At 73.0% G+C, this 21,997-nt stretch carries 21 protein-coding genes; 9 read left to right on the forward strand and 12 right to left on the reverse strand.

Annotated elements, in window-relative coordinates; genetic code table 11:
* Positions 1-58: 58 nt before the first annotated feature.
* Complete coding sequence (locus PKA89_RS14720; protein WP_324420744.1) at positions 59-793, reverse strand: Ltp family lipoprotein; 735 nt, start codon at positions 791-793, stop codon at positions 59-61.
* Positions 794-1,051: 258 nt separating this feature from the next.
* Positions 1,052-2,611, reverse strand: a complete 1,560-nt coding sequence (locus PKA89_RS14725) for a DUF222 domain-containing protein (protein ID WP_324420745.1) — start codon at positions 2,609-2,611, stop codon at positions 1,052-1,054.
* A gap of 159 nt (positions 2,612-2,770) precedes the next feature.
* On the opposite strand from PKA89_RS14725, the gene PKA89_RS14730 reads away from it, so the two are divergent.
* The gene (locus PKA89_RS14730; RefSeq protein WP_324420746.1) at positions 2,771-3,709 is read left to right on the forward strand and encodes a hypothetical protein; all 939 of its coding nucleotides are present in this window, start codon (positions 2,771-2,773) and stop codon (positions 3,707-3,709) included.
* A gap of 37 nt (positions 3,710-3,746) precedes the next feature.
* Here the strand turns inward: PKA89_RS14730 and PKA89_RS14735 are convergent, their stop codons facing one another.
* The 3 genes from PKA89_RS14735 to PKA89_RS14745 form a co-directional block, all read right to left on the reverse strand.
* Complete coding sequence (locus PKA89_RS14735) at positions 3,747-4,988, reverse strand: DUF6880 family protein (protein WP_324420747.1); 1,242 nt, start codon at positions 4,986-4,988, stop codon at positions 3,747-3,749.
* Between the two features lie 45 nt (positions 4,989-5,033).
* The gene (locus tag PKA89_RS14740) at positions 5,034-5,318 is read right to left on the reverse strand and encodes a type II toxin-antitoxin system VapC family toxin (protein ID WP_324420748.1); all 285 of its coding nucleotides are present in this window, start codon (positions 5,316-5,318) and stop codon (positions 5,034-5,036) included.
* Positions 5,319-5,481: 163 nt separating this feature from the next.
* A complete protein-coding gene (locus PKA89_RS14745; RefSeq protein WP_324420749.1) occupies positions 5,482-5,739 on the reverse strand; it encodes a type II toxin-antitoxin system VapB family antitoxin in 258 nt (85 codons plus the stop codon).
* A 113-nt stretch (positions 5,740-5,852) separates the two neighbouring features.
* Between PKA89_RS14745 and PKA89_RS14750 the strand changes: the two genes are divergently transcribed.
* Positions 5,853-6,830, forward strand: a complete 978-nt coding sequence (locus PKA89_RS14750; RefSeq protein WP_324420750.1) for a hypothetical protein — start codon at positions 5,853-5,855, stop codon at positions 6,828-6,830.
* Between the two features lie 32 nt (positions 6,831-6,862).
* Here the strand turns inward: PKA89_RS14750 and PKA89_RS14755 are convergent, their stop codons facing one another.
* Complete coding sequence (locus PKA89_RS14755; RefSeq protein WP_324420751.1) at positions 6,863-7,873, reverse strand: aldo/keto reductase family protein; 1,011 nt, start codon at positions 7,871-7,873, stop codon at positions 6,863-6,865.
* A gap of 186 nt (positions 7,874-8,059) precedes the next feature.
* Here PKA89_RS14755 and PKA89_RS14760 point away from each other — a divergent pair, with 186 nt between their 5' ends.
* The 4 genes from PKA89_RS14760 (at position 8,060) to PKA89_RS14775 (ending at position 11,583) form a co-directional block, all read left to right on the forward strand.
* Complete coding sequence (locus PKA89_RS14760) at positions 8,060-8,596, forward strand: hypothetical protein (protein ID WP_324420752.1); 537 nt, start codon at positions 8,060-8,062, stop codon at positions 8,594-8,596.
* A 37-nt stretch (positions 8,597-8,633) separates the two neighbouring features.
* Positions 8,634-9,821, forward strand: coding sequence for a histidine kinase (locus tag PKA89_RS14765; RefSeq protein ID WP_324420753.1), 1,188 nt, complete (start codon positions 8,634-8,636; stop codon positions 9,819-9,821).
* Complete coding sequence (locus PKA89_RS14770) at positions 9,821-10,510, forward strand: response regulator transcription factor (protein WP_324420754.1); 690 nt, start codon at positions 9,821-9,823, stop codon at positions 10,508-10,510. Before PKA89_RS14765 ends, PKA89_RS14770 begins: the two co-directional genes overlap by 1 nt.
* A 140-nt stretch (positions 10,511-10,650) precedes the next feature.
* On the forward strand, positions 10,651-11,583 hold the full coding sequence (locus tag PKA89_RS14775; protein WP_324420755.1) for a CPBP family glutamic-type intramembrane protease: 933 nt from the start codon (positions 10,651-10,653) through the stop codon (positions 11,581-11,583).
* On the opposite strand, the gene PKA89_RS14780 is transcribed toward PKA89_RS14775, so the two are convergent.
* Both PKA89_RS14780 and PKA89_RS14785 read right to left on the reverse strand, forming a co-directional pair.
* A complete protein-coding gene (locus PKA89_RS14780) occupies positions 11,531-13,210 on the reverse strand; it encodes a long-chain-fatty-acid--CoA ligase (RefSeq protein WP_324420756.1) in 1,680 nt (559 codons plus the stop codon). The genes PKA89_RS14775 and PKA89_RS14780 overlap by 53 nt on opposite strands.
* Positions 13,211-13,269: 59 nt before the next feature.
* Positions 13,270-13,662: a DUF302 domain-containing protein gene (locus tag PKA89_RS14785; protein ID WP_324420758.1), complete on the reverse strand. Its 393-nt coding sequence runs from the start codon at positions 13,660-13,662 to the stop codon at positions 13,270-13,272.
* Between the two features lie 137 nt (positions 13,663-13,799).
* On the opposite strand from PKA89_RS14785, the gene PKA89_RS14790 reads away from it, so the two are divergent.
* Positions 13,800-16,148: a helix-turn-helix domain-containing protein gene (locus PKA89_RS14790; RefSeq protein ID WP_324420760.1), complete on the forward strand. Its 2,349-nt coding sequence runs from the start codon at positions 13,800-13,802 to the stop codon at positions 16,146-16,148.
* Here PKA89_RS14790 and PKA89_RS14795 read toward each other — a convergent pair.
* From PKA89_RS14795 to PKA89_RS14805, 3 genes are all read right to left on the reverse strand, one after another.
* Entirely contained in the window at positions 16,129-16,791 is a 663-nt protein-coding gene (locus tag PKA89_RS14795) for a hemerythrin domain-containing protein (RefSeq protein WP_324420762.1), read from the reverse strand. The genes PKA89_RS14790 and PKA89_RS14795 overlap by 20 nt on opposite strands.
* Before the next feature lie 145 nt (positions 16,792-16,936).
* Positions 16,937-17,404 carry a hypothetical protein gene (locus PKA89_RS14800; protein WP_324420764.1) on the reverse strand — a complete coding sequence of 156 codons (468 nt, stop codon included), beginning with the start codon at positions 17,402-17,404 and terminating at the stop codon, positions 16,937-16,939.
* Positions 17,401-18,171 (reverse strand): hypothetical protein, encoded by a 771-nt coding sequence (locus PKA89_RS14805; RefSeq protein ID WP_324420766.1) that lies wholly within the window; start codon positions 18,169-18,171, stop codon positions 17,401-17,403. Before PKA89_RS14805 ends, PKA89_RS14800 begins: the two co-directional genes overlap by 4 nt.
* Positions 18,172-18,619: 448 nt before the next feature.
* Here PKA89_RS14805 and PKA89_RS14810 point away from each other — a divergent pair, with 448 nt between their 5' ends.
* Positions 18,620-19,501 (forward strand): nuclease-related domain-containing protein, encoded by an 882-nt coding sequence (locus tag PKA89_RS14810; RefSeq protein WP_324420768.1) that lies wholly within the window; start codon positions 18,620-18,622, stop codon positions 19,499-19,501.
* Between the two features lie 34 nt (positions 19,502-19,535).
* Here PKA89_RS14810 and PKA89_RS14815 read toward each other — a convergent pair whose 3' ends face one another.
* The gene (locus PKA89_RS14815; RefSeq protein WP_324420770.1) at positions 19,536-19,886 is read right to left on the reverse strand and encodes a nucleotide pyrophosphohydrolase; all 351 of its coding nucleotides are present in this window, start codon (positions 19,884-19,886) and stop codon (positions 19,536-19,538) included.
* A 138-nt stretch (positions 19,887-20,024) separates the two neighbouring features.
* On the opposite strand from PKA89_RS14815, the gene PKA89_RS14820 reads away from it, so the two are divergent.
* Complete coding sequence (locus PKA89_RS14820) at positions 20,025-21,884, forward strand: DUF2075 domain-containing protein (RefSeq protein ID WP_324420772.1); 1,860 nt, start codon at positions 20,025-20,027, stop codon at positions 21,882-21,884.
* Positions 21,885-21,997: the final 113 nt, after the last annotated feature.

Here is a 21,997-nt window from a genome sequence, read left to right on the forward strand (position 1 = left end):
GGACCGGGGCCTCTCGGCATGGTCGGGTTGATCCGCCTCGCGACCTGACCGGGACCTCTCAGAGGCCCACGGCCTTGGCACCGTATGCGGCCTGCTTCGAGGTGAACCCCTCGAAGACGAGCTGCTCGATGAGGCCCTTGCGCGAGAAGTGGGTCATGTCCATGTAGCTGCGCGCCTTCTCGGCCGCTTCCGCGTTCCAGTTCACGGTCATGGTGGCCAGTGCTGCGGTGATGTCCTTGGTGGCATACCCCTCGAACTTCAGCTGCTCGATGAGGCCCTTCTGACTGAACCCGGTCATCTCGAGGTACGACTCGGCCCTGCCCTTGGCGTTCTCCTGCGCCACGGTGAGCGTCGGTGCGGCAGGCTTGGTGACGGTCGGCTTCGGCGCCGCGGTCTTGACCGTCGGGGTGGGCGTGGACGTCTGGGACGGCGACGGAGCCGCGGACGTGGCTGCAGCAGTTGGTGATGCAGTCGACGGCGTCGAGGCGGAGGAGGACGTCGTCGGCTTGTCGAGAGCCGTGGGAGTCTTCGGATCGTCTGAGCCGGCCGCACCCAGAGCGGAGGCGAAGATGACGAGGCCCACCAGACCCGCCGGGATGATGACGCGCTTCTTCTTGAACCACGGACGCGGGGCCGCGGATCCGCCGGCGGTCATCATCGCCGCGGTGGGAACGGTCGGACCCGAGGTCTGCTGCGGGGCGCCGGGGGCGAAGTGCTCGGTCCACTTCTGGCCGTCCCAGTAGCGCTGTCGGCCGTCGTCCTGTGGGTACCAGCCGGCTGGTGAGTTCGTCATGTTCTGGCTCCTTCGATGCGATCTCCCGGACGTGCAGAGGGCACCGCCGGGCGTCCACTCGCTTCCCCCTCGCGGACGCATCGACCGTATGACCCGCTCGCCCTCGTGGATGTCCAAGCGGGACGAACCACGACCGAACGACCGATGTCCCCCGCGTCGAACGGCGTGCACCATTCCGTGACTGCTCCAGCGGCGAGGTGTGGAGCCCATCGGCTGCTGCCGACGCAGGCACACCACGACCGCGACGACGACCGCCGCTCAGGCCGAGGGCGCGAGGTCGAGCGTCTCCGTCGGGTCGATGGAGAACTCGCCGTACACATCTCCCGTCAGGTCCTCGGACCAGGGCTCGTCGTCCATCGACCAGGCGAGCTCGGCCTCGGCCCAACGGCGTTCGTCGTGATCGTCGTCGATGAGGGCGTCGAGCAGCGAACGCAGCCGCTCGTCGGTCATGGGTGGCGGGTCGTGCCGGGCCTGCTCGGCTCGCAGGCGCTCGAGATGTCGGTCGTAGCTGCCGGACGTGAGGTCCCAGACGACGTACCGACCGCGCTCGTCCGGGCGGTGGCGCACCTCGGCGACCAGCCGTCTCTGGTGGACGTACGTGTGATGTCGCTGGCACAGGAGGGCGGCGTTGTCGACGTCGGTGACGCCGCCGTCGGCCCAGTGCACGACGTGGTGCGCCTTCGACCACGCCGCCGGGGCGGTGCATCCCGGGTAGGTACAGCCTCCGTCGCGCCGCCAGAGCCGGCGCCGTTGCGCCCGGGTGAAGAGCCGGACCACGCGGCCGAGGTCGACCTCCTCGCCCGCGGTGCCGAGCACGGACGGGATGAGGGCGGCCTCGCAGGCGATGCGGCGCAGCACCTCGGGCGAGAGGACGGTGCCGGACGCGGTGGTGCCCATCACCTCGCCACAGCCGGTGCGCGCCTCGAGGTCGGTGAGCGAGACGGTGACGTGCAGCGCCGCCGAGCTCGCCGCGGCGCCCTCGGACCCGCGGCCGTCGGCGTCGAGGGCCGACGAGCGTCGACACACCTCGGTGAGCGCCTCGACCCGACGCTGTCCGGCCGAGCGCAGGTCGCGCTCACCGGTCTCCTCGTTCGGGGCCGGCGCGCTGAGCGGACCGATCGCCGCCTCGAGCGCCGCTGCCTGTTCCGGCGTCATCAGGAGCTGGTACTCGGTGAGGTCGCCGGACTCGACCGACGGCGCCGAGAGCCGGGCCGAGGACGCCAGCCGGTCGTGGAGGTCGTCGAGCACGCCCGCACGTCCGTACTGCGCGAGGAGGCGGGGCCGCAGCCGCCGCATCATCGACGGACCCCACTGCACCCCGAGGTCGAGCAGGGCCCCGGCCACGGTGGGCGCCGCTTCCTCGGTGAGGTGCGGCTCGAGGCGCTCGACCTCGCGGAGCACGGCGGTGGCCAGCGCCGGCGTCACGGAGCCGTCGACGACCCCGGCGGCGACCATCCCGCGTGGCGAGCCCGGGTCGAGGGTGACCGGATCGACCCCGCTCCTGCGCCCGTCGGCGAGGTGCGTCGCCATCACCGCCACGTGCGAGGCCCCACCCTGGCGCAGGGACGGCGCGTGGTCGAGGACCCAGGCGTGGGCGTTCGCGCCGCTCTCGGCGACCTCCCCCCGGACGAGCGCCTCCGCCGTGACGGACACGCGCGCTGCCGCGGCCCGCGCCGCCAGGACGTCGACGAGCGTCATGAGCTCGGCCAGCTGGGCACCGGATGCCTGGTGGAGGACGTCTGCCACTCCGGACAGGGCGTCGGACGCACGCTCCATCACGGAACGACGTTCCGCGAGAGGGGTGGTCGACTGGTCCATGCACTGACACTAGACGCGACCCCCGACAGTCCTCCGACCTGCGGAAACGCGCGCACCCGACACCCCGGCACCCAGCCGACGACCACCCGACTCCCCCGTTCGGTCGGCGATCTCGCCGAACCCCCGGACGCCGGGCCGACCGCCGCCTACGGTGTGCGGGTGCTGCCCGGGGGGAACCGAGACGACGCCGATGCGTCCCACGACGAGCGCGAGTTCGCGCGCCTCGTCGCCGGGATGGGGGACCTCGCCCCGACCTCCCGGTCCGAGGCCCGAGTCCTGCGCAGCAGCCGACCACCACGGTCGCCGAGCGGCCGCAACCTCAGCATCACGCTGGCCCTGCTCGCCGTCCTCGTCGGCGGGAAGGCGGTGTGGCCCACCGCATCCGGCTGGGTCGACTACCTCGTCAACGGCGACCCGCGTTTCCGCACCGGTGTCGACGCCGCCCCCGCCCAGCCTCCGAAGGGCGGGCGGATCCGGCCCGCCGTCGCGGTCCCCGACGACCCTGGCCCCCGCCACTACGGCTTCATGATGACGCAGCCGACCGGCGAGCCGGTGACCTTCGACCCGTGCCAGCCGATCCACTACGTCATCCACGACCCGGCCGGGCTCGGGGACGCCGGCCGCGACGTCGTCGCCGACGCCACGATCGCCATGTCGGAGGCGAGCGGCCTCGCGTTCGTCTTCGACGGCTACACCGACGAGAAGCCGAACCCCGGTCGCGCGATGAGCATCCCGCAGTACTCCGCGCGGTTCGCGCCGGTCCTCGTCTCGTGGAGCGACCCCACCGAGACCCCGCGACTGACCGGTGGCGTCGTCGGGCTCGGCGGCCCGCTCGCCTTCGGACGCAAGGGCGGCAACCGGTCGTACGTGACCGGCGCGATCGAGCTCGACACCCCCGCGCTCGGGCCACGGCTCGACACCGCGAGCGGCCGGGCAATGGCACGCGCGGTCGTCCTGCACGAGCTGGGCCACGTCATCGGAGCGCAGCACGCCGAGGACCGCGGCGAGCTGATGCACGCCTCCTCGGGTCAGCAGGAGCTCGGCCCCGGCGACCGCTACGTCTTCGCGAGGCTCGGCAACGGACCCTGCATGCGGTGAGTCCGGTCGCCCGGGCTCGCCCTCGGACGTCCCCGTCTCAGTCGGAGCGGGGCAGTCCCGCACGGTCGAGCTCGAGCTGGAGTCGTGGCCTTCGGCGGTGCTCGTGCCGAACCGCGCGGATCACGTCGTCGACCTCCCCCGCGCGTTCGGTGCCGGCGGCGAGGCGTCGCATCCGCGCGAGACGCCGGGCGGCAGTGCGGTAGTGCTGAGCGTCCGGGGTCTCCAGTTCGGTGTCGACGAGCCGGGCGAGGACCGGGAGCACCGCGAGCGGGTCGATCCTCTCGTACGCCCGGGCGAGGCGTTCCCACGCGTCGGCATCGTCGAGGAGCAGCTGCTCGGCGAGGTCCCGGGCTCGCCGAACGTCCTCCAGGGTGAGCAGCACGAAGAGCACGGCGTCGCGTGGCGAGGCCGAGAGCCGTTCCATGACGGCCCCCTCGAGCGCGGCCCATTCCTCGCCCGCGACCGCGCGCAGCCGCGCCGCCGTCGACGACGAGGGCCAGCGACGGAACACCTCGAGCCTCGCGGCCGGCAGGCCCTGGGGGGCGTGGCGGGCCAGCAGCTCGCACCAGTACTCGGCCGCTTGGATGGCCTGGTGTCCGCCCATCGGGTGCTCGACCGCCTGCTGCACGTAGTCGAGCGCCAGAGCATGGTCGCCGATCTCCTCGAGGGCCTCGGCCGTCTCGTGGTACCAGGCGGGGACCCCGCCGTCGCGCAGGTGAGTGCGGATGACGGCCTCCGCGTCCCGGTCGTGGACGGCGAGCCGCTGCGCGTTCCACGCCAGGGTGAACCACTCGCCCGCGTGCGGCGACTGCCACGAGTCCCCAGCTCCCGGCTCGGCACCCAACCCGGCGCGGATCTCGTCCAGTCGGGCGCGGTACCTCCGCATCCCGAGCTCCCCGAGGGCCGACGCGTAGGCCACCGGGTCGAGGGTGAAGAAGTCGCACTCCTGCGCGAACTGGAAGCGGATCATCCACTCCACCAGCCGCTCCGACGGCACCGAGGCCGTGGTCGCGACCACCGGGTGGAGGTCGACGAGGCGCCGGCAGGTGTCCCCGATGATGCCGGCCGAGTCGTCGGCCCGCATGACGACCCGCAGGGCCGACGCGATGGCCTTCTCGGTCACCGACAACACCTCGGCCGGATCGGCCGTCTCGGCGGCCCTCTCGAGAACGTCGACGGCCTCGTGCATCTGCACGCCATGGGCGTTCGCGGCGCGGTAGCGGGACAGATCAGTCCGCGTGCGGATGAGGGGCAGGACACGGTCGCCGAGCTCGCTCACGGTCCCATCGTCTCAGCCGGCGACCGGGGAAAGGAGCTGTCCGCATCAACTGCTGCCCCAGCCCGACGGGGTGGTCGTGGCGTGGGCTCGCCGGGTGTCAGCCGGTGGGCACTGCGGGGTCAGGTCGGTGCGGCCGAAGTCATCACCCTTGAACAGGATCGGATCTCCCGTCGCCCGGGCCAGCGCGTGGGCGAAGCAGTCACCGAAATCCAGCCTCGCCGGAGGCCCGCTCCCCCTGCCGTAGTCGCGGTGGGCCGCGCGCGCGATGGCACCCTGCTCGGCAGTGACCGGCTCGACGACCAGCCCGAGGCGGGCGACCAGGTCATCCACCCTGCGGTCACAACGGGTGACCGGCGGCTGTCGATGACGATGTGCGTGTCCAGGAGCGTGGCCACGGAGATGCGCGGGTGCGCATCGCCGACGAGAGCCGCCACGAAGGCGTCGCGCTCCGGCTCGTTCGTGACGATGGCGACGAGAGCCGAGGTGTCGACGATCACGCGGGCAGCCCGCGCTCGTCGTACAGGTCGAGGCTCCGGATGGCCTCGCGGTCCTCGTCCGTGAGTGACCGGTCGATGTCGGTGAGGATCGCGTCGATGCGCACGCGCCGTGCCACGTCGTCGTCCGGGCTCGTCAGCGACTCGAGGTACTGCTCGAGCGCCACTTCGATGACGCTCGTCTGCGACAGCCCCGTCCGCCGCGCGGCCTCACGGGCCAGGTCGTGGACCCGCGGCTTCTTGATGTTGAGGCTCATGGTGCCGTTCTACCCCCCGACAGTGGATGTCTACCCTCCTGTGGATGACGCGGAACGCGGGGCGTCGGAAACGGGCAGGGTGGACGGAGACCACCAGACTGGAGGACCCCCCGATGACCGAGCCCGCCGACATCTCCCCCACCGACCGCGACCTCGAGAGCACGGCGCTGCTCGCCCTGGCCGACGGCCCGCTCCCCGCTCACGAGGTGGCGAACCGGATGCGGCGCCGGTTCCGCAGTCGCACCGTGGATGCCCGCCTCGTCGAGATGCTCGTCCAGCGCAGCCACCTGCTCGTCGGACGTCCCGACGGCTCGGTCATCCGGCTCGTCGACCTGCTCGAGGGCTCGGTCCTCACGGCCCGCATCGCCCACTCCGACGGCTCACGGCGAGATCTCTGGACCTCGCTCGCCCTCGCGCCGCTGCTGACGTGGATGGACGCAGAGGGTCTCTGTCTCACGTCGAACGAGCCGCTGGCCAAGGGTGCCTTCGGCCACGACACGATCGTCGGACCCCCGGGGTGGCTGCCGGCGCTGCCACCCGGGTCGCTCGTGTCGCTCACCCTGACGGGTGGACGGGTCGCGGTGTCACCGGTGGAGGACGACGACCTCCTGACGGCACGGGACGAGGGTGCGGTGCGGCGGGCCCTGAGCCGCCACTACCGCACGCCGATGTGGTGGACCGAGGACGACCTCGCCGAGCGGCCGTACGACCTGACGACCGCCGTCGCGACCGCACTGGTCGAGGACCCCGACCTGCTGCGCCGCCCCACGAGGCCGCTCGACGAGCTGCACTACATCGCCGTGCGGCAGTGCGCCCAGGACCACCACCTGCGCGATGCCGCCGCCTGGGGCGCCGGCGCGTGCGTGAGCTTCTCCATCACCGGGATGCCCGAGGCGCTGGCCGGTGAGATCTCCCGGCGTGCGCGTCACTACGGGATGTCCGACGACCAGTACGCGATCCTGGCCCTCGGGCACCTCTGCTGGCGCTCGCCGTTCGCCGAGGACCTCGGCGCCGGGGACCTCGGCTGGGAGCCGCCGGCCGCGACGCGTCCGGTCGGCCGTGATGGCCTTCGTCGCCTCCGACCCCTCTGACCCGGCCGCGTCGTTCCGTCTCCGCTCCCGCGTCAGGCGACGCGGGTCTTCGGCGCGGTCTCGGCCGTCTTGCCCGGGTCGCGCTCCACGACGTCACCGAGCACGTCGTCGATCCGCTGCATCAGCTCCGGCTCGAGCGTGACCCCGGCGGCCTTGACGTTCTCGCCGACCTGGTCCGGACGCGACGCCCCGACGAGCGCCGCCGCGACGTTGTCGTTCTGCAGCACCCAGGCGACGGCGAGCTGCGCCATCGTCAGGCCGGCGTCGTCGGCGACCGGCTTGAGGTCCTGCACCCGCCCGAGGACGTCGTCGTTCATGAACCGCTTGATCATGTCGGCGCCGCCCTTCTCGTCGGCGGCGCGCGAGCCCTCCGGCGGCTGCTGGCCGGGCACGTACTTGCCGGTGAGGACGCCCTGCGCGATGGGGCTCCACACGATCTGGCTGATGCCGAGCTCCTCGCACGTCGGGACGACCTCGCCCTCGATGACGCGCCACAGCATCGAGTACTGCGGCTGGCTCGAGATGAGCTGGATGTTGAGCTCCTTGGCGAGGCGGTGGCCCTCGCGGATCTGCTCGGCGGTCCACTCGCTGACGCCGATGTAGAGCGCCTTGCCCTGGCGCACGACGTCGGCGAAGGCCGTCATCGTCTCCTCGAGCGGGGTCTCGGTGTCGTAGCGGTGGGCCTGGTAGAGGTCGACGTAGTCGGTCTGGAGGCGCTGCAGCGAGCCGTTGATCGACTCCATGATGTGCTTGCGCGACAGGCCGGTGTCGTTCTTCCCGCCCGGGCCGGTGGGCCAGTACACCTTGGTGAAGATCTCGAGGCTCTCGCGCCGCTCACCCTTGAGCGCCTCTCCGAGAACCGTTTCCGCCTTGGTGTTGGCGTAGACGTCGGCGGTGTCGAAGGTGCTGATGCCCGCATCGAGCGCGGCACGCACGCACTGGGTCGCGACGTCGTTCTCGACCTGCGAACCGTGCGTCAGCCAGTTGCCGTAGGTGATCTCGGAGATCTTGAGTCCACTGTTGCCGAGGTAGCGGTAGTCCATCCCCCCCACCGTAGGCGCGCCGCCGACCGCCGGACCCGGCAGGGTCGGGGCGGGCCGAGCGGCCGCCTCAACCCCAGGGTGGAGGCGGCTCCGGCGGATGATCAACCCGGGGCTCGACGCGGCCGGGGCGCCACCGACCGGACAGTGGTGACGTCCACTCCCCCCCACCCCACCGGAGCCCCCCCCATGTCCACCGGCCAGGACCTCCTCAACCTCCTCCTCCTCGCCTGGATCCTCTCGAGCAACCTCGGCACCCGCGCCCTGACCCGCCGGCGGATCACCCTGCCGCTGTTCGTCGTCGCGGTCGCGGGCTGGGGCTACCTCAAGGACGCGCCCACCCTCGGCAACGACGGACGGCTCGAGCTGGCCGGCCTCGCCGTCGGCGTCGCCCTCGGCGCGCTCGCCGCGTTCACCGTCCGGGTCCGCCGCGAGGGCGACCGCGTCCTCGCCACCGCGGGTGCCGCGTTCGCCGCGCTGTGGCTCGTCGTCATCGGGGGGCGCGTGCTGTTCGCCTACGGCGCCGACCACTGGTTCCCCCGCGCCATCGGGCAGTTCTCGCGCGACCACCTCATCACCGGGGCGGATGCCTGGACCGCCGCGTTCGTCCTCATGGCGCTGGCCATGGTCGTCGCCCGGCTCGCCGTCACCGGGCTGCGCGCCCTGCGCCTCTCCGAGGAGCGGCCGGCGGCGAGCACGTCCGGCCCGGTCACGCTCTACCGTTGAGCCGTCGCCGTCCCGTCGAGCCCGTCCGAGGAGCGCCGTGCCGCCATCCGACCCCGTCGCCGACGCCCGCCCCGTCGGCGACGCCCGGCCGGCCGACCTGCGCCGGGTGATGGTCCTCGCCGGATGGGTGGCCGCCGCGTTCGTCGCCGTCGCCACCCTGGTCGGCGGCCTGCCGCCCGGGGGCCGGGGCGTCGCCGTCGCCCTGATGACCGTCCTGGCCCTCGCGCTGTGGCTCGGGTCGCTGAGCACCCGGGTCACCGACGAGCGGCTCCTTCTCGCGCTGCTCGTCGGTGCCGGGCTGCTCGGGGCGGCCGTCGACCGGCTCGACCCGAGCGGCCCGGCCTACATCCTCCCGTTCATGGCCGCGGCCGGGCTCGGGATGCGGCTCCCGCGCCGCACGGCCCTCCTCGCCGGTGCGGTCGTCATCGCCGCCGGGACGTGGGCCGAGGCGAGCACCTCCGCGACCCCGGCGAGCGCCGGGCTCGACGTGGCGATCGGCGGCGCGTTCCTCCTCGCCGCCGCGGCGTTCGCCGGGGCCAACCGGGACGCCCACGAGCGGGCCCGCGAGCTGCTGCGCCTGCAGGAGGAGACCCGGATGGCGCGCGAGGAGGCCGCCGTCCTCGCCGAGCGCGGCCGGATCGCCCGCGAGCTGCACGACGTTCTCGCCCACACCCTCTCCGGGCTCGCGGTCCAGCTCGAGGGGGCCCGGCTGCTCGCGGCCCACACCGGCGCCGACGCCCGGCTCGTCGAGCAGATCGGCAACGCCCAGGGGCTGGCGCGCAGCGGGATGTCCGGAGCGAAGCGCGCCGTGGCGACGCTGCGCGGCGAGGCCCTGCCCGGAACCGAGCAGGTGCCCGAGCTCGTCGAGCAGGCGCGCCTGGCCACCGGTGCCCCCGTCACCTACACCGTTGTGGGCGAACCCGTTCCGCTGGCGCCGGAGCGTGGACTGCCGGTCTACCGGGCGGCGCAGGAGGCCCTCGCCAACGTCGCCAAGCACGCTCAGGGCGCGCCCACCACCGTCACCCTCCGGTGGGGCGAGCGCGCGGCGGAGGTGGAGGTCGTCGACTCCGGCGGCCGGCCCACGGGGCTGCCGTCCGGCGGCTTCGGGCTGACCGGTCTCGCCGAGCGAGCGGCCCTCGCGGGCGGGCGGCTGGAGGCCGGGCCCGCCGACACCGGCTGGCGGGTGCACCTGACCATGCCGTACACCGACGAAGGGACCTCCTGATGGACCAGCCGGGCGCACCCGTGCGTGTGCTCGTCGCCGACGACCAGAAGGTCGTCCGCGACGGGCTGACGATGATGCTCGGGCTGCTCGACGGCATCGAAGTGGTCGGCAGCGCGGTCGACGGCGCCGACGCCGTGCGCCAGGTCGAGGCCACCGACCCCGACGTCGTCCTCATGGACCTCGGGATGCCGACCGTCGACGGCGTCGAGGCGACCCGCCGGCTCACGGCGGCCGGGGCCCGCGCCCGGGTCGTCGTCCTCACGACGTACGCCGACGACGAGTGGGTCTTCGGGGCGCTGCAGGCCGGGGCGCGCGGCTACCTCACCAAGGACGCCGGCGCGGAGGACATCCGGGCGGCCGTGCTGTCGGTGGCGGCCGGTGACGCGCAGCTCGACCCGTCCGTGCAGCGCCGGCTCCTCGAGGCGCTGGCGTCCGGACGCCCCGCCGGCACGGCATCGGGGGTGGCGTCGAACGCCACCGCCGTCGACCCGTCGCTGACCGCCCGGGAGCGCGAGGTGCTCACCGAGATCGCCCGCGGGCTGTCCAACACCGAGGTGGCCGAGCGGCTGTTCGTCTCGGAGGCGACGGTCAAGACGCACGTCAACCACCTGCTCGCCAAGACCGGCTGCCGTGACCGCGCCGCGCTCGTCGCCTACGCCTACCGGACCGGGATGGCGCCGCGGGACTGACGGCTCCCGGCCGTCTCCACCCCCGGGTGGAGACGCCGTGGCGGCGGGTTCAACCCGTGCGCCGACGGCGCGGCGGCGGCACACGGCGAGAGTGGACGCAGCGCAGCGCTCCCCCACCCCTCCCGGCCGAAAGGCCCGTCATGACCGCCCTCCGCCCCACGCACACACCGTCGCCCACGCCGTTGCCCTCCCCCACCGAGCCCGTCGCCGAGCCCGTCGCCGAGCCGGTCACCGGCGTCGTCACCGCCACCTCCCGCCCCCGCCACCTGCTCGTCGCGGCCGTCGCGATGTTCCTCCTGCCCTGGCTGGTCTGGGGCTCGGCGATCGCGCAGGCCCACGACGTCATCGGATGGCGCCTGCCGCAGGGCATCGCGCTGTGGGTGCTCACGCCGTCGGTCGTCGTCGCCGCCCTGGCGCTCGGCGGCCGGGCCGGCCTCGCCGACCTCGTGCGGCGCATCGTCCGCCGGCCCGGGCCGGTGTGGGTGTACCCGGTCGCGGTCCTCGTCCCGCTGCTCATCGGTGCCGCGACGGTCGGCGTCTCGGTGGCCCTCGGCCGGCCGCTGCACCTCGGCGAGACGATGAGCCTCGGCGGGTGCCTGGTCTACCTCGTCTACGCCGTGGGCCTGTTCCTCCTCACCGCGGAGGCGGGCTCGACCGGCCTGCTGCTCCCCCGCCTCCAGGCCCGGCTGCAGCCGCTGGCCGCGAGCGTCCTGCTCGGGCTCGTGTGGGGGCTGTGGCACCTGCCGCTGCTCCATGTGCCGGGCGAGAAGGACGCCGGTCTGCCGTTCGCCGCGTTCCTCCTGCTCATCGTGCCGACCCGCGTCCTCATGACCGCCTTCGTCGACGCCACCCGCGGCACGGTGCTCGTCGCCGCCGTCTTCCACGCGGCGTTCAACGCGACGATGACCTACACCGGGGTCGTCGGCCCCGACCACGCGCTCATCTGGACGGCGGCCGTCGTCACCCTCGTGCCCGCCGCCGTGGTCGCCGTGGTCGCCGAGGTCAGGGGAGTCACCGGAGTCACCGGAAGAGCAGCGCGTCGCGCACCTGCCGGTGCAGCACCTTCCCGATGAGCGAGCGCGGCAGCTCGTCGACGAGGACCACCCGCCGCGGCACCTTGTACGCGGCCAGGTGCTCGCGGCTGGCCTGGCGCACGGCGTCCGGGTCGAGGTCGACGCCCGGCGCCGCGACGACGGCGGCCACGACCTCCTCGCCGCCGCCGTCCAGCGGCAGCCCCACCGCGGCGGCATCCGCCACGCCCGGCACCGTGCGCAGCGCCGCCTCCACCTCCGAGGGGTAGACGTTGAAGCCGCCGGTGATGATGAGCTCCTTGATCCGGTCGACGATGGTGACGAAGTGGTCCTCGTCGACGACGACCACGTCACCGGTCCGCAGCCAGCCACCCGGCAGCAGCACGCGCGCGGTCTCCTCGGGCTGGTTCCAGTAGCCGGAGAACACCTGGGGGCCGCGCACGAGCAGCTCGCCGCGCTCGCCCTGCGGGCGGTCCACGTCCGGCTGCTCCGGGTCGACGACGCGCATCTCGGTCGAGGGGAACGGGACCCCGACCGTGCCCGGCCGGCGGTCGGCCGACACCGGGTTGCCGAGGGCGATCGGTGAGGCCTCGGTCATCCCGTAGCCCTCGACCAGCAGCCCGCCGGAGACCTCCTCCCACAGCTCGACCGTCTCCGGCGGGAGCGCCATCGCCCCCGAGATGCCGCACCGGATGCTGCGCAGGGACACGCCGCGGTCCCGTGCGGCGGTGGCCAGCTGCTGGTAGATGGGTGGCACGGCCGGGAGGAAGGTCGCCGGCTGCCGGCGCATCGCCTCGAGGAGCTGGTCGACGTCGAAGCGCGGGAAGAGGACGAGCCGGGCGCCGATGCCCATCGCGAAGGTCAGGCACAGGGTGAGCCCGTAGGCGTGGAAGAGGGGCAGCACCGCGTAGATGGTCTCCTCGCCGTCGACGAGCCCGGGGACCCACGCCCGGCCCTGGAGGGCGTTGGCCAGCAGGTTGCGGTGGGTGAGGATCGCCCCCTTCGGCGTGCCCGTCGTGCCGCCGGTGTACTGCAGGAGCGCGACGTCGGTGTGGGCCGGACGCGGCCAGGTCGGCTCCAGCGGCGTGGCGGCGTCGACGAGGGCCTCCCAGCGTGGGTGGCCGGGTGCGGGAGCGCTCATCGCCGCACGGGTGGCCCGGGCCGAGGGCACCGGGAGCCGCAGGAGCAGGCGCTTGAGCCGGGGCAGCGCGCTCGTCAGGTCGACCGCGACGATGGTGCGTACCGCGGTCTGGGCCGCCACCTGCTCGACCGTCGGAACAGCCTTGTCCCACACCACCGCCACCGTCGCGCCGTGGTCGGCCAGCTGCACCTGCAGCTCCTCGGGCGTGTAGAGCGGGTTGTGCTCGACGACCACCGCCCCGAGCCGCAGGACCGCGTAGAACGCGACGACGTGCTGCGGGCAGTTGGGCAGCACCAGGGCCACCCGGTCGCCCGCGGCCACCCCGAGCCCCCGGAGGGCCTGGGCTGCCCGAGCGACCCGGTCGCCGAGCTCGGCGTAGGTGACGGTCGCCCCGTAGAAGTCGAGGGCGACGTGGTCGGCGAACCGCTCGACGGAGGCGTCGAGCAGGTCGACGAGCGAGTGCTCCGGCACCTCGACGGTCGCGACGACCCCCGGGGCGTAGCGCGCGGTCCAGGCGTGGTCGCTCATCGGGTGCACCGTCCTCGTGACGGCCCGGCCGGGAGCCGGTCCACTCCCGACCCTAGTCCTCAGCCGACGAGGGTCTCCAGGGCTGCGCGCAGCCGGCGGCCGGCGTCCGTGGCGACATCCTGCAGAGCGGAGTTGCCGGTGACGGTGACCATCGCGTCCGGGTCCATGGCCTCGACCAGGGTCGCGCCGCCCTCCCCCGCGCGGACCACGACGTTGCAGGGCAGCAGCACCCCGATGGACGGCTCCGCCCGGGTCGCGGCGAGCGCGAGCGGCGGCCGGCAGGCGCCGAGGATGACCTGCGCCGGGATGTCGGCGTCGATCTTGGCCTTGAGCGTCGCCGCGAGGTCGATCTCGGTGAGCACGCCGAACCCTTGGTCGGCGAGCGCGGCGCGGGTGGCCTCGAGCACCTCGTCGAAGGGGCGCTCGACGGATGCCGTGATCGTGTAGGTCATGGGTCCTCCTCGGTCGGTGGGGGCTGCGGTCCCTCCACCGTCTCACACACCCGGAGGGGTATCGAGGGGCCACCCCCACCCGGCGCGCCAGGGCGGGAGCGCCGTCGCGGCCCACCCGACGGGCTAGCGTCTGCCCCGTGGACGCGGGCAGGGCACCGGGCGACTTCGCCACCGTGCTGCGCCGGCTGCGGGACGCTCGGTCGCTGACCCAGGAGGAGCTCGCCGAGCGGGCCGGGTTGACCGCCAAGGCCGTCGGCGCCCTCGAGCGCGGGGAGCGGCGCCGCCCCTACCCGCACACCGTCCGCTCCCTCGCCGACGGGCTCGGCCTGGGCGAAGACGACCGCGCCACCCTCGTCGCCGCGGTGCCCCCGCGCGAGCCCACCGCCTCGACGCGCCTGCCGGCACCGGCGTCCCCCGCCGAGCGCGTCGAGCCACCGGCCGGCTCGCCCCCGGTGCCGGCCACCCTTCTCATCGGCCGCGACACCGAGCTCGACGCGCTCCGCACTCTCGTCCGGTCCGGCACCCGGCGGCTGGTCACCCTCACCGGGCCTGGAGGGGTGGGCAAGACCCGCCTGGCCATCGAGCTGCTGCACCGCGAGGAGGCCTCCTTCCCCGGTGGCGCCCACGCCGTCGACCTCGCCGCGGTGCGCGAGCCGGCCCTCGTCGTCCCCAAGGTCATCGCCACCCTGGGGCTGCCCGAGGCGGTCGAGACCGCCCCGCTCGACGCCCTCGTCGCCCACCTCCAGGGGCTGCGGGTGCTGCTCGTGCTCGACAACCTGGAGCAGGTCACCGGCGCCGCCCCCGTCCTCGCCGAGCTCGTCGCGCGCTGCGCCGACCTCGTCGTCGTGGCCACGAGCCGCGCGCCGCTGCGCGTCCGGGCCGAGCACGAGATGGTGCTGGCCCCGCTCACGACGCCGAGCACCGACGACGTCGATGCCGTGGCCGGCTCCCCCGCCGTCGCGCTGCTCCTCGACCGCGCTGCCGCGGCCGGGGCTCCGACCGCCGTCACCGGCCCCGACGCCCCGGCGCTAGCGGCCATCGCCCGCCACCTCGACGGGCTGCCGCTGGCCCTCGAGCTGGCGGCACCGGGGCTGCGGCTCCTCTCCCCCACGACGCTGCTCGCGCGGCTGGAGGCATCCGGCCCCGGTGCCGGGCCGCGCGACCTGCCGGAGCGGCACCGGACGATGAGCGCGGTGCTCGACTGGAGCACCGACCTCCTCGAGCCGGAGGAGGTCGGGCTGTTCGAGCGGCTGGCGGTCTTCAGCGGCGGCTTCTCGCTCGACTCCGTCGAGGCGGTCGTCGGCGGGGAGGACGTCGTGCCGGCGCTCGGGGTGCTGGTCGAGCAGTCGCTCGTGCTGCGGGTCCCCGCACCGGATGACCAGCCGCGCTTCCGGCTGCTCGAACCGGTGCGGCAGTACGCGATGCGCCGGTTGCACGCGCGCGGGGAGGCGACGACCACCGCCGACCGGCACGCCGCGCACTTCCACGAGCGGGCGGTGGCCGCGCACGTCGTGCTCCAGGGGCCCGGGCTGGTCGCCGCGCTCGACCGGCTGGAGGCCGACCACGCCAACCTGCGCTCGGCGTACCTACGGCTCCTCGAGCTCGACCGGGCCGGGGACGCCGCGGAGCTGGCCGGCAGCCTGTGGCTCTACCTCGCGCTGCGCGGCCACGCCCGTGAGGGCCTCGCCTGGCTGGAGCGGGTCGACGACGGCGCCTCCGACGGGGCGCGCCTCGTCGGGCTCACCGGTCGCCTCGGGCTCCTGCTGTTCACCGGTGACGTGGCGCGGCTGCGCGCGGAGTCGGGGCCGGCGGTCACCCTCGCGGGCCGGGTCGACGACCCCGGCCTCACCGCCGAGACCCTCATCCTCGCGGGGTTCGGCGCCGTCTTCTCGGGTGACCCCGCCTCCGCCGAGGAAATGCTCCGGAGCGGGTGGGACCAGGGTGTCGCCGCCGGCCGCCCGTGGGTCGCGGTGCACGCGAGGTTCGGGCAGGCCCAGGCCGCGCTGGTGTCGGGCGACCTCGAGGCTGCCGCCGGCCTCCTCGACCTGGTCGTCGAGGGGGCTCGCTCGCTCGGCAACCCGTTCTCGCTGGCCACCTCGCTCAACCTGCAGGCGACCCTCACCGAGCTGCTCGGGGACGAGGCGGGGACCGCCGCCCTGCTCGGCGAGGCGCTCGACCTCGGCCTGGAGGGCCGGCTGAGCTGGCCGCTCGGCTACACCCTCCCGGCCCTGGCGGCGCTGGCGCTGCGGGTGGGTGACCCGGCCAGCGCCGCCTGGCTCTTCGGCGCGGCGGCGGACGTCTCGGCGGTCGACGCCGTCGCCCACACCTTCCCGGTCTCGCGCGCCCTGTCCGACCGTGGGCTCGACGCCACGCGGCAGGCGCTCGACGAGGAGTCGTTCACCCGCGAGTGGGAGCTCGGCCGGGTGGCTGGCGACGCCGAGATCCGGGCCCGGGCGGCCGCCGTCCTCAGCCGCGCACGCGCTTGACGTAGCGCGCGAACTGCCACGCGCCGACCGTCCGCAGGATCAGCCGGACCGGCACCGGCAGGTTGGCGAGCAGCCGCGCCCGCTCCTCGGGGGTGGCCTCCTCGAGGACGAGGCCGAACATGATGGGCAGCTCGCTTCCCTTCATCGAGTCCTTGCCGTGGTTGGCCAGCTGGTTCCACTCGGCGGCGGTGACGTACCGGGCCGCGAGCGGGAGGATCTCGCGCTCCTCGAGGTCGAGGTGCTCGAACAGCGCTGCGGCGAAGCCGTCGATGAGGCCGGCGAGGTGCTCCCCGGTGGCCCGCGTCGGGGCGGCCTGCCACGCGTCGAGCGCCGGGAGCATGGCCTCGGTGCGCTCGTCGACGCCGTGGTGCTGGGCCTGCATCGTCTCGACGAGGCCGGTGGACGGGGCGGCCCGCTCGAGCAGCAGCGGCCAGAGCAGGGCGTCCTCGCCGGTGTGGTGCATGTGCAGCCCGGCCAGGCCGAGGCGGATGTGGTCGGCGACGACCTTCGCGCGCTTCGTGTCGCCCTCGGCGGTGCGCCGCACCATCGCGGCGGCCGCGGGGAACTCCCGGCGGAAGGCGCGGTGGACGACGACCATCTCCTGGGTCCAGGGGCGCTCGTCGGTGTGGGTCGTGATGGTCATGGTGGCTCCTCGGTGGGGGGTGCTGGATGTACCCCCAGCCTCCCGACCGGCGCCGCCGCGCCCCACCCACAGCACCCCCACGCTGCGTCCACGCTCGGGCGCACCTGTCGCCGTAGACCACGCGGGCGAGCCGCGCGGCGCTGATTCAGCTGAGGATGCCGTGCCGCGCGTTCCAGGCCTGCGCGCTCGAGTAGGCGTCGACCATCGACCAGATCCAGACCGCCGGCAGGGTGATGAACCCGATGAAGACGAAGAGCAGGACGAAGCTGACGAGGTACGTCAGCAGGAACGCGACGCCCTTGCCGGCCTGCCCGTTGATGAACTGGCCGAGGCCGGGCAGGAAGAAAGAGGCGATGACGGCGACGCCTGGGCTCTTCGGCGCGACGCGGACCGCGGGCGCGTAGCCGTATGGTCCGGCGACGAGGGGTGCCGGCTGGCCGGGCTGCACCGGATGGGTCATCGGGCCGGCGGGAGGCCCGGCGTACGCCTGGACCACCTGGCCGTGGACCACGGTGTCGGTACCGGGTGCCGACACCTCGGACCAGGACGAGCCGGTCCACCAGCGCTGGGTGCCATCCGGCTGTGTGTACCAGCCGGCCGGGGCGTTGCTCATGCGGTCTCCTTCGTCCGGGCGCGGACCCAGCTGTCGTGGCGCTCGACCCACGGGGCGCGGACGGCCGGGTGGACGAGGGCATGCCACACCAGTGTGCGGCCGCCGATTGTCGCCGACCGAGGTGTCTCGTAACCAGCCCCGTCCAGGGCGCCACCGCGCTGACCACTGAGCGCCGCCACCACGCGGGCCGCCGCGTTGCCGAGCGTGACGATGGTCGACGCCCCGGACGCCTCGACCTGCCGGCGGAGCCGGTCGTGCTGGCCCTCGGCCGCCCTGACGATGGCATTCTCGGAGGGGTGCGGCTCCATGTCCACGGTCGGGAGACCCAGCACCTCGGCCAGCACGGCATAGACACCCTCCCCCGTGACGACCCCCTCGACGCCATGGCTCATCATCGAGGTGGGCAGGCAGTCGGTGACGAAGTAGTCGTCGGGAGCCAAACCGAGAGGTGCCAGCCAGCGGGCGTGGAGCTGCCGCCCGGACGACCCGTTGAGGCGCGACGGGCGCACCGACCCCCACTCGGCCCGGAAGTACTCGCTGCGCCAGCGCTCGACGAAGTGGTCCATGCCTGAGCCGTCCCAGAACGGGTAGGGCTCGTTGTCGACCGGCAGCGCCACGACCCGTCGGGCCCGCCCCTCGGGTGGTGTCCACTCGACGTGGACCGCCGACGGATAGGCGCCGACGACGATCGTCGACACCTCTCGCAGAGGCACACCCATCGCCAGGTCGCGCACCGGTGCGCCGAACGGGAAGGTTCCCACCGTCATCCCCCATCGCTGTGACACTGCGTCGGAACGCTAGAGGGCAGGTCCGACAAGCTCCAAGCCCCGGGGCGAGATTCAGCCGTTCGGCCGGTTTGGCGCCTGACCTGCGGAGACGCGCACTGGTCGGCTCCTAGGTTGACCGCGTGCCGAACGGGGGACTTCGCGCGCGGATGGACGCGCTCACGGGTGGGCCGGGTCGTCGACAGCCCGAGATGCTGCGCAAGCTCGAGGAGCTCGACCGCCTCGACCTGACGAATCTGGACCCGGAGCAGGTGCTCTGGCCGGGCGGACACTCGTCGCGCCACGACCCACGCGCCTGGGAGCCCGGACGGCATCGCGCCGTCACGACCGAGCCGCGGTCGCCCCGACACGGCGGCATTGTCGGTCCTCGGCAACGGGCCGTGCGTGCCCGGCATCTGACCGCTCCACTCGACCACCAGGAAGACGGACCATGACCGCCCCGCCCGAGACGAAGGTGATGCGCCTGCGCTACGCCGCGACCTGCCAGTGCGGCAACGCGGTCGGAGCCGGTGAGCGCGGCGCGTACACCCGCAGCACGAAGACGGTGACGTGCCTCCCGTGCCACGAGGCGGCGCGTGGGGATGCACTGCCCGCACCGCCTGCACTCCCGGTGGCTGACCCGCAGCCGGACGAGCCCGCCCTCGACGTGGGGACCGCCGGCGCCGCCGCCCTTAAGGAGTACGAGCGCCGCAAGGCCAAGGACGAGGCGGCGCGGCAGCAACGCAGCGCGATCTGGCGTGCCCTCAACGGCTTCTTCTACCCGGACGGGCGACAGACGACGCACGCCTGGAAGGTCGGCGCGGCGGGTGAGGCCCGGGTGGCCCAAGCCCTCCTGACGTGCACGGAGTCCGGCCTCGGGTTCGCCCTGCACGACCGGCGGGTCCCGGGCAAGCGGTCGAACATCGACCAACTGTTCGTCGGGGCGAGCGGCGTGTTCGTCATCGACGCGAAGTTCTACAAGAACGCCGACGTGTCGGTCGAGCGGTCCGGAGGGCTGTTCGGCCCGAGCGTCGAGACGCTCAAGGTGAATGGCCGCAAGCGCGATGCCCTGATCACCGCGATGCTCGGCCAGCGCGACGTCGTCGTCGACGCCCTCGCCGGTACGCCTGCGGAGGGCACCCCGGTGATCCCGGTGCTCTGCTTCGTCGACGGCATCCTTCCGATGTGGGAGAGGAACCGCCGCGTCAACGGGGTGCGGCTCCGCGGGCTCAAGGGCCTGTCGACCCTGTCCGCGCTCGACGGTCCGCTGGATGACGCCCGCCGCCTCGAGGTCGCGCGCATCATCTCCACCACGCTTCCCTCGATGACTTGACACCCCCTGTCGCACTGCGTCGGCTGGGCGGAGGCTACGTGACGTGGGTCGGGGCGACCCCACGAACAGCGCTGGAAGGGTGCTTCTTCGCAGACTTCTCGATCTTGGATAGTGCGGCTGCTGCCAGATCCACGTCGAGCTTGTCCGCAAGCGTCACAAGGTAGATCAGCACGTCCGACATCTCGTCCGACACCTTAGTTCGCAACGGCTCCTCCCCCAGCCTCACACGCGCGTCGTCCGCCGGGAGCCACTGCATGAGCTCGGCCAGTTCACCCACCTCCCCCACCAGCGCGAGCATCACGGACTTGGGGTCCTGGAACTTCTCCCAGTCGCGCTCCTCACGGAACGCACGGGCAGCATCGCGAATGGCCTGGAGGTCTGACACGACCGCGAGTATGCCGCTTCCCCCGAATCCGCAACGCGCCCGTTAGAGTCTCACCCGTAACAGCGGCCCGACGGGCTTCCGCGTCAGGACAAGCCCCCACCCGCACGGTCTACTTCGTGCTGCCTGGGGTTCTTCTTCGTGACGCTGTACCGGACGTCTGTCACCGGCTTCTCTGCGGTCGAGCACCGCCTGAGCGAGATGCTTGCTGAGCAGATGGCGATTCGCACCGGACAGTCGCCCAGCCCGGCCGAGCGCCGGTCCTGGGAGCGCAGCCTCCCCGCGCTTCGCGCCGATCTCCTGGATGCCGACTTGGGCGGCGTGGAGATGCTCATCGAATACCAGCTCCCGCTCACGAGCAAGCGCGCGGATGTTGTCCTCGCAGGGAAGCACCCGGAGACCGGTGGGTACTCGTACCTCGTCGTCGAAATGAAGCAGTGGAGCCACGCAACCCGGTTCGAAGACAGCGACACCCTGGTCACGATCGAGGAGTACTACGGACGGCCTGTGACGCACCCTGCCCTCCAGGTCAGGGACTACTGCGACTACCTGCTCGGCTTCACCACGACCCTCGCGGACGATCCGGGCTCGGTTGCTGGAGCCGCCTACCTCCACAACGCGACCGACTCGGGCGTCGACGACCTCTTCCGCCTCCCGGGCGACGCCCACGGGCGGGTGTTCACCGGGCAGCGTCGTGGCGAGTTCCAGGACTTCCTCAAGAGCCGCTTTGCCCCCCGCTCAAACGGAGCGGAAGCCGCCGACAATCTGATGAACAGCCGAATCGCGCCGTCGAAGCAGCTTCTGGCGCTCGCCGCGGAGGAGGTCCAGCAGCGCGAGATGTTCACCCTGCTGGACGAGCAGCGCGACGCCTACAACTACGTCCTGCACGCGGTGGAGCGAGCACGCCGGAGCAACACCAAGACGGCCGTCATCGTCTCCGGTGGTCCGGGGAGCGGGAAGAGCGTGATCGCGCTGTCGCTGTTGGGCGAGCTCTCTCGACAGGGCCGCTCGGTCCTGCACGCCACGGGGTCGCGCTCGTTCACGCAGACTCTGCGCAAGGTCGCCGGACGACGGGCTCCGCGGGTGCAGAAGATGTTCCAGTACTTCAACTCGTTCATGGCCGCGGTGCCCAACGACCTCGACGCTCTGATCTTGGACGAGGCACACCGCATCCGCGAGACGTCGGCGTCCCGATGGACGAGGGCCGAGCATCGCACCGGCCGTCCCCAGGTCGAGGAGCTCCTCGACGCCGCGAGGGTCCCCATCTTTCTCCTCGACCAGCACCAAGTCGTCCGCCCGGGCGAGCTCGGCACGGTTGAGGACATCCGCGGCCACGCGGCTTCGAGAGGCATCGACGTGGTCGAAATCAACCTCGATGCTCAGTTCCGTTGTGGCGGTTCGCAGGAGTACGTCACGTGGGTCCAGCGGCTCCTCGAGCTCGAGCCCGGCGGCGCAACCACCTGGGGCAACGAGCCCAACTTTGAGGTCTCGGTCGCCGACGACCCGCATGAGATGGAGGCCTACCTTCGCTTGAAACTCGAGGCTGGCTACTCGGCCCGGATGGCAGCCGGCTACTGCTGGCCGTGGAGCGACCCACACAGTGACGGGACTCTGGTCCCGGACGTGCGCATCGGTGATTGGGCCCGCCCCTGGAACCTCAAGGGCGATCGATCCGTAGGCGGCGCCCCGGCGGCCGCACTGTGGGCGTCAGACCCCGCGGGCTTTGGTCAGGTCGGCTGCATCTACACCGCGCAGGGCTTCGAGTACGACTACGCGGGTGTGATCATCGGCCCCGACCTTGTGTGGCGTGACGACCGCTGGGTCTCGGTCCGATCTGCCAACAGGGATCCCGATTTCAGGAACCGCACCAAGGTCAGTGATGACGACTTCGACCGGCTGGTCCGCAACGTCTACAAGGTGCTCTTGACGCGAGGCATGCGCGGCGTTGTCCTCTACTCCACCGACCCCCGCACGCAAGAACGGCTCAACGACCTCATCTAGGAACGAGCGCCGCACACCGCGGCAGACATCACACGGAACCTTCAGCAGTCCCGGGTTTGGGACTGCTGAAGGTCTGGTTGTCACTTCCGGTGTGGTGTTTCAGGCCGCGTGAG

Origin of the sequence: Phycicoccus sp. (genome assembly GCF_035325325.1) — a bacterium.
Lineage (GTDB): Bacteria > Actinomycetota > Actinomycetes > Actinomycetales > Dermatophilaceae > Phycicoccus.

What these genes read in the sequence shown, in the direction of transcription:
- PKA89_RS14720 (WP_324420744.1), bottom strand. Translation starts at nt 793, where the DNA reads ATGACGAACTCACCAGCCGGCTGGTACCCACAGGACGACGGCCGACAG.
- PKA89_RS14725 (WP_324420745.1), bottom strand. Translation starts at nt 2,611, where the DNA reads ATGGACCAGTCGACCACCCCTCTCGCGGAACGTCGTTCCGTGATGGAG.
- PKA89_RS14745 (WP_324420749.1), bottom strand. Translation starts at nt 5,739, where the DNA reads ATGAGCCTCAACATCAAGAAGCCGCGGGTCCACGACCTGGCCCGTGAG.
- PKA89_RS14750 (WP_324420750.1), top strand. Translation starts at nt 5,853, where the DNA reads ATGACCGAGCCCGCCGACATCTCCCCCACCGACCGCGACCTCGAGAGC.
- PKA89_RS14755 (WP_324420751.1), bottom strand. Translation starts at nt 7,873, where the DNA reads ATGGACTACCGCTACCTCGGCAACAGTGGACTCAAGATCTCCGAGATC.
- PKA89_RS14760 (WP_324420752.1), top strand. Translation starts at nt 8,060, where the DNA reads ATGTCCACCGGCCAGGACCTCCTCAACCTCCTCCTCCTCGCCTGGATC.
- PKA89_RS14770 (WP_324420754.1), top strand. Translation starts at nt 9,821, where the DNA reads ATGGACCAGCCGGGCGCACCCGTGCGTGTGCTCGTCGCCGACGACCAG.
- PKA89_RS14775 (WP_324420755.1), top strand. Translation starts at nt 10,651, where the DNA reads ATGACCGCCCTCCGCCCCACGCACACACCGTCGCCCACGCCGTTGCCC.
- PKA89_RS14780 (WP_324420756.1), bottom strand. Translation starts at nt 13,210, where the DNA reads ATGAGCGACCACGCCTGGACCGCGCGCTACGCCCCGGGGGTCGTCGCG.
- PKA89_RS14785 (WP_324420758.1), bottom strand. Translation starts at nt 13,662, where the DNA reads ATGACCTACACGATCACGGCATCCGTCGAGCGCCCCTTCGACGAGGTG.
- PKA89_RS14795 (WP_324420762.1), bottom strand. Translation starts at nt 16,791, where the DNA reads ATGACCATCACGACCCACACCGACGAGCGCCCCTGGACCCAGGAGATG.
- PKA89_RS14800 (WP_324420764.1), bottom strand. Translation starts at nt 17,404, where the DNA reads ATGAGCAACGCCCCGGCCGGCTGGTACACACAGCCGGATGGCACCCAG.
- PKA89_RS14805 (WP_324420766.1), bottom strand. Translation starts at nt 18,171, where the DNA reads ATGACGGTGGGAACCTTCCCGTTCGGCGCACCGGTGCGCGACCTGGCG.
- PKA89_RS14810 (WP_324420768.1), top strand. Translation starts at nt 18,620, where the DNA reads ATGACCGCCCCGCCCGAGACGAAGGTGATGCGCCTGCGCTACGCCGCG.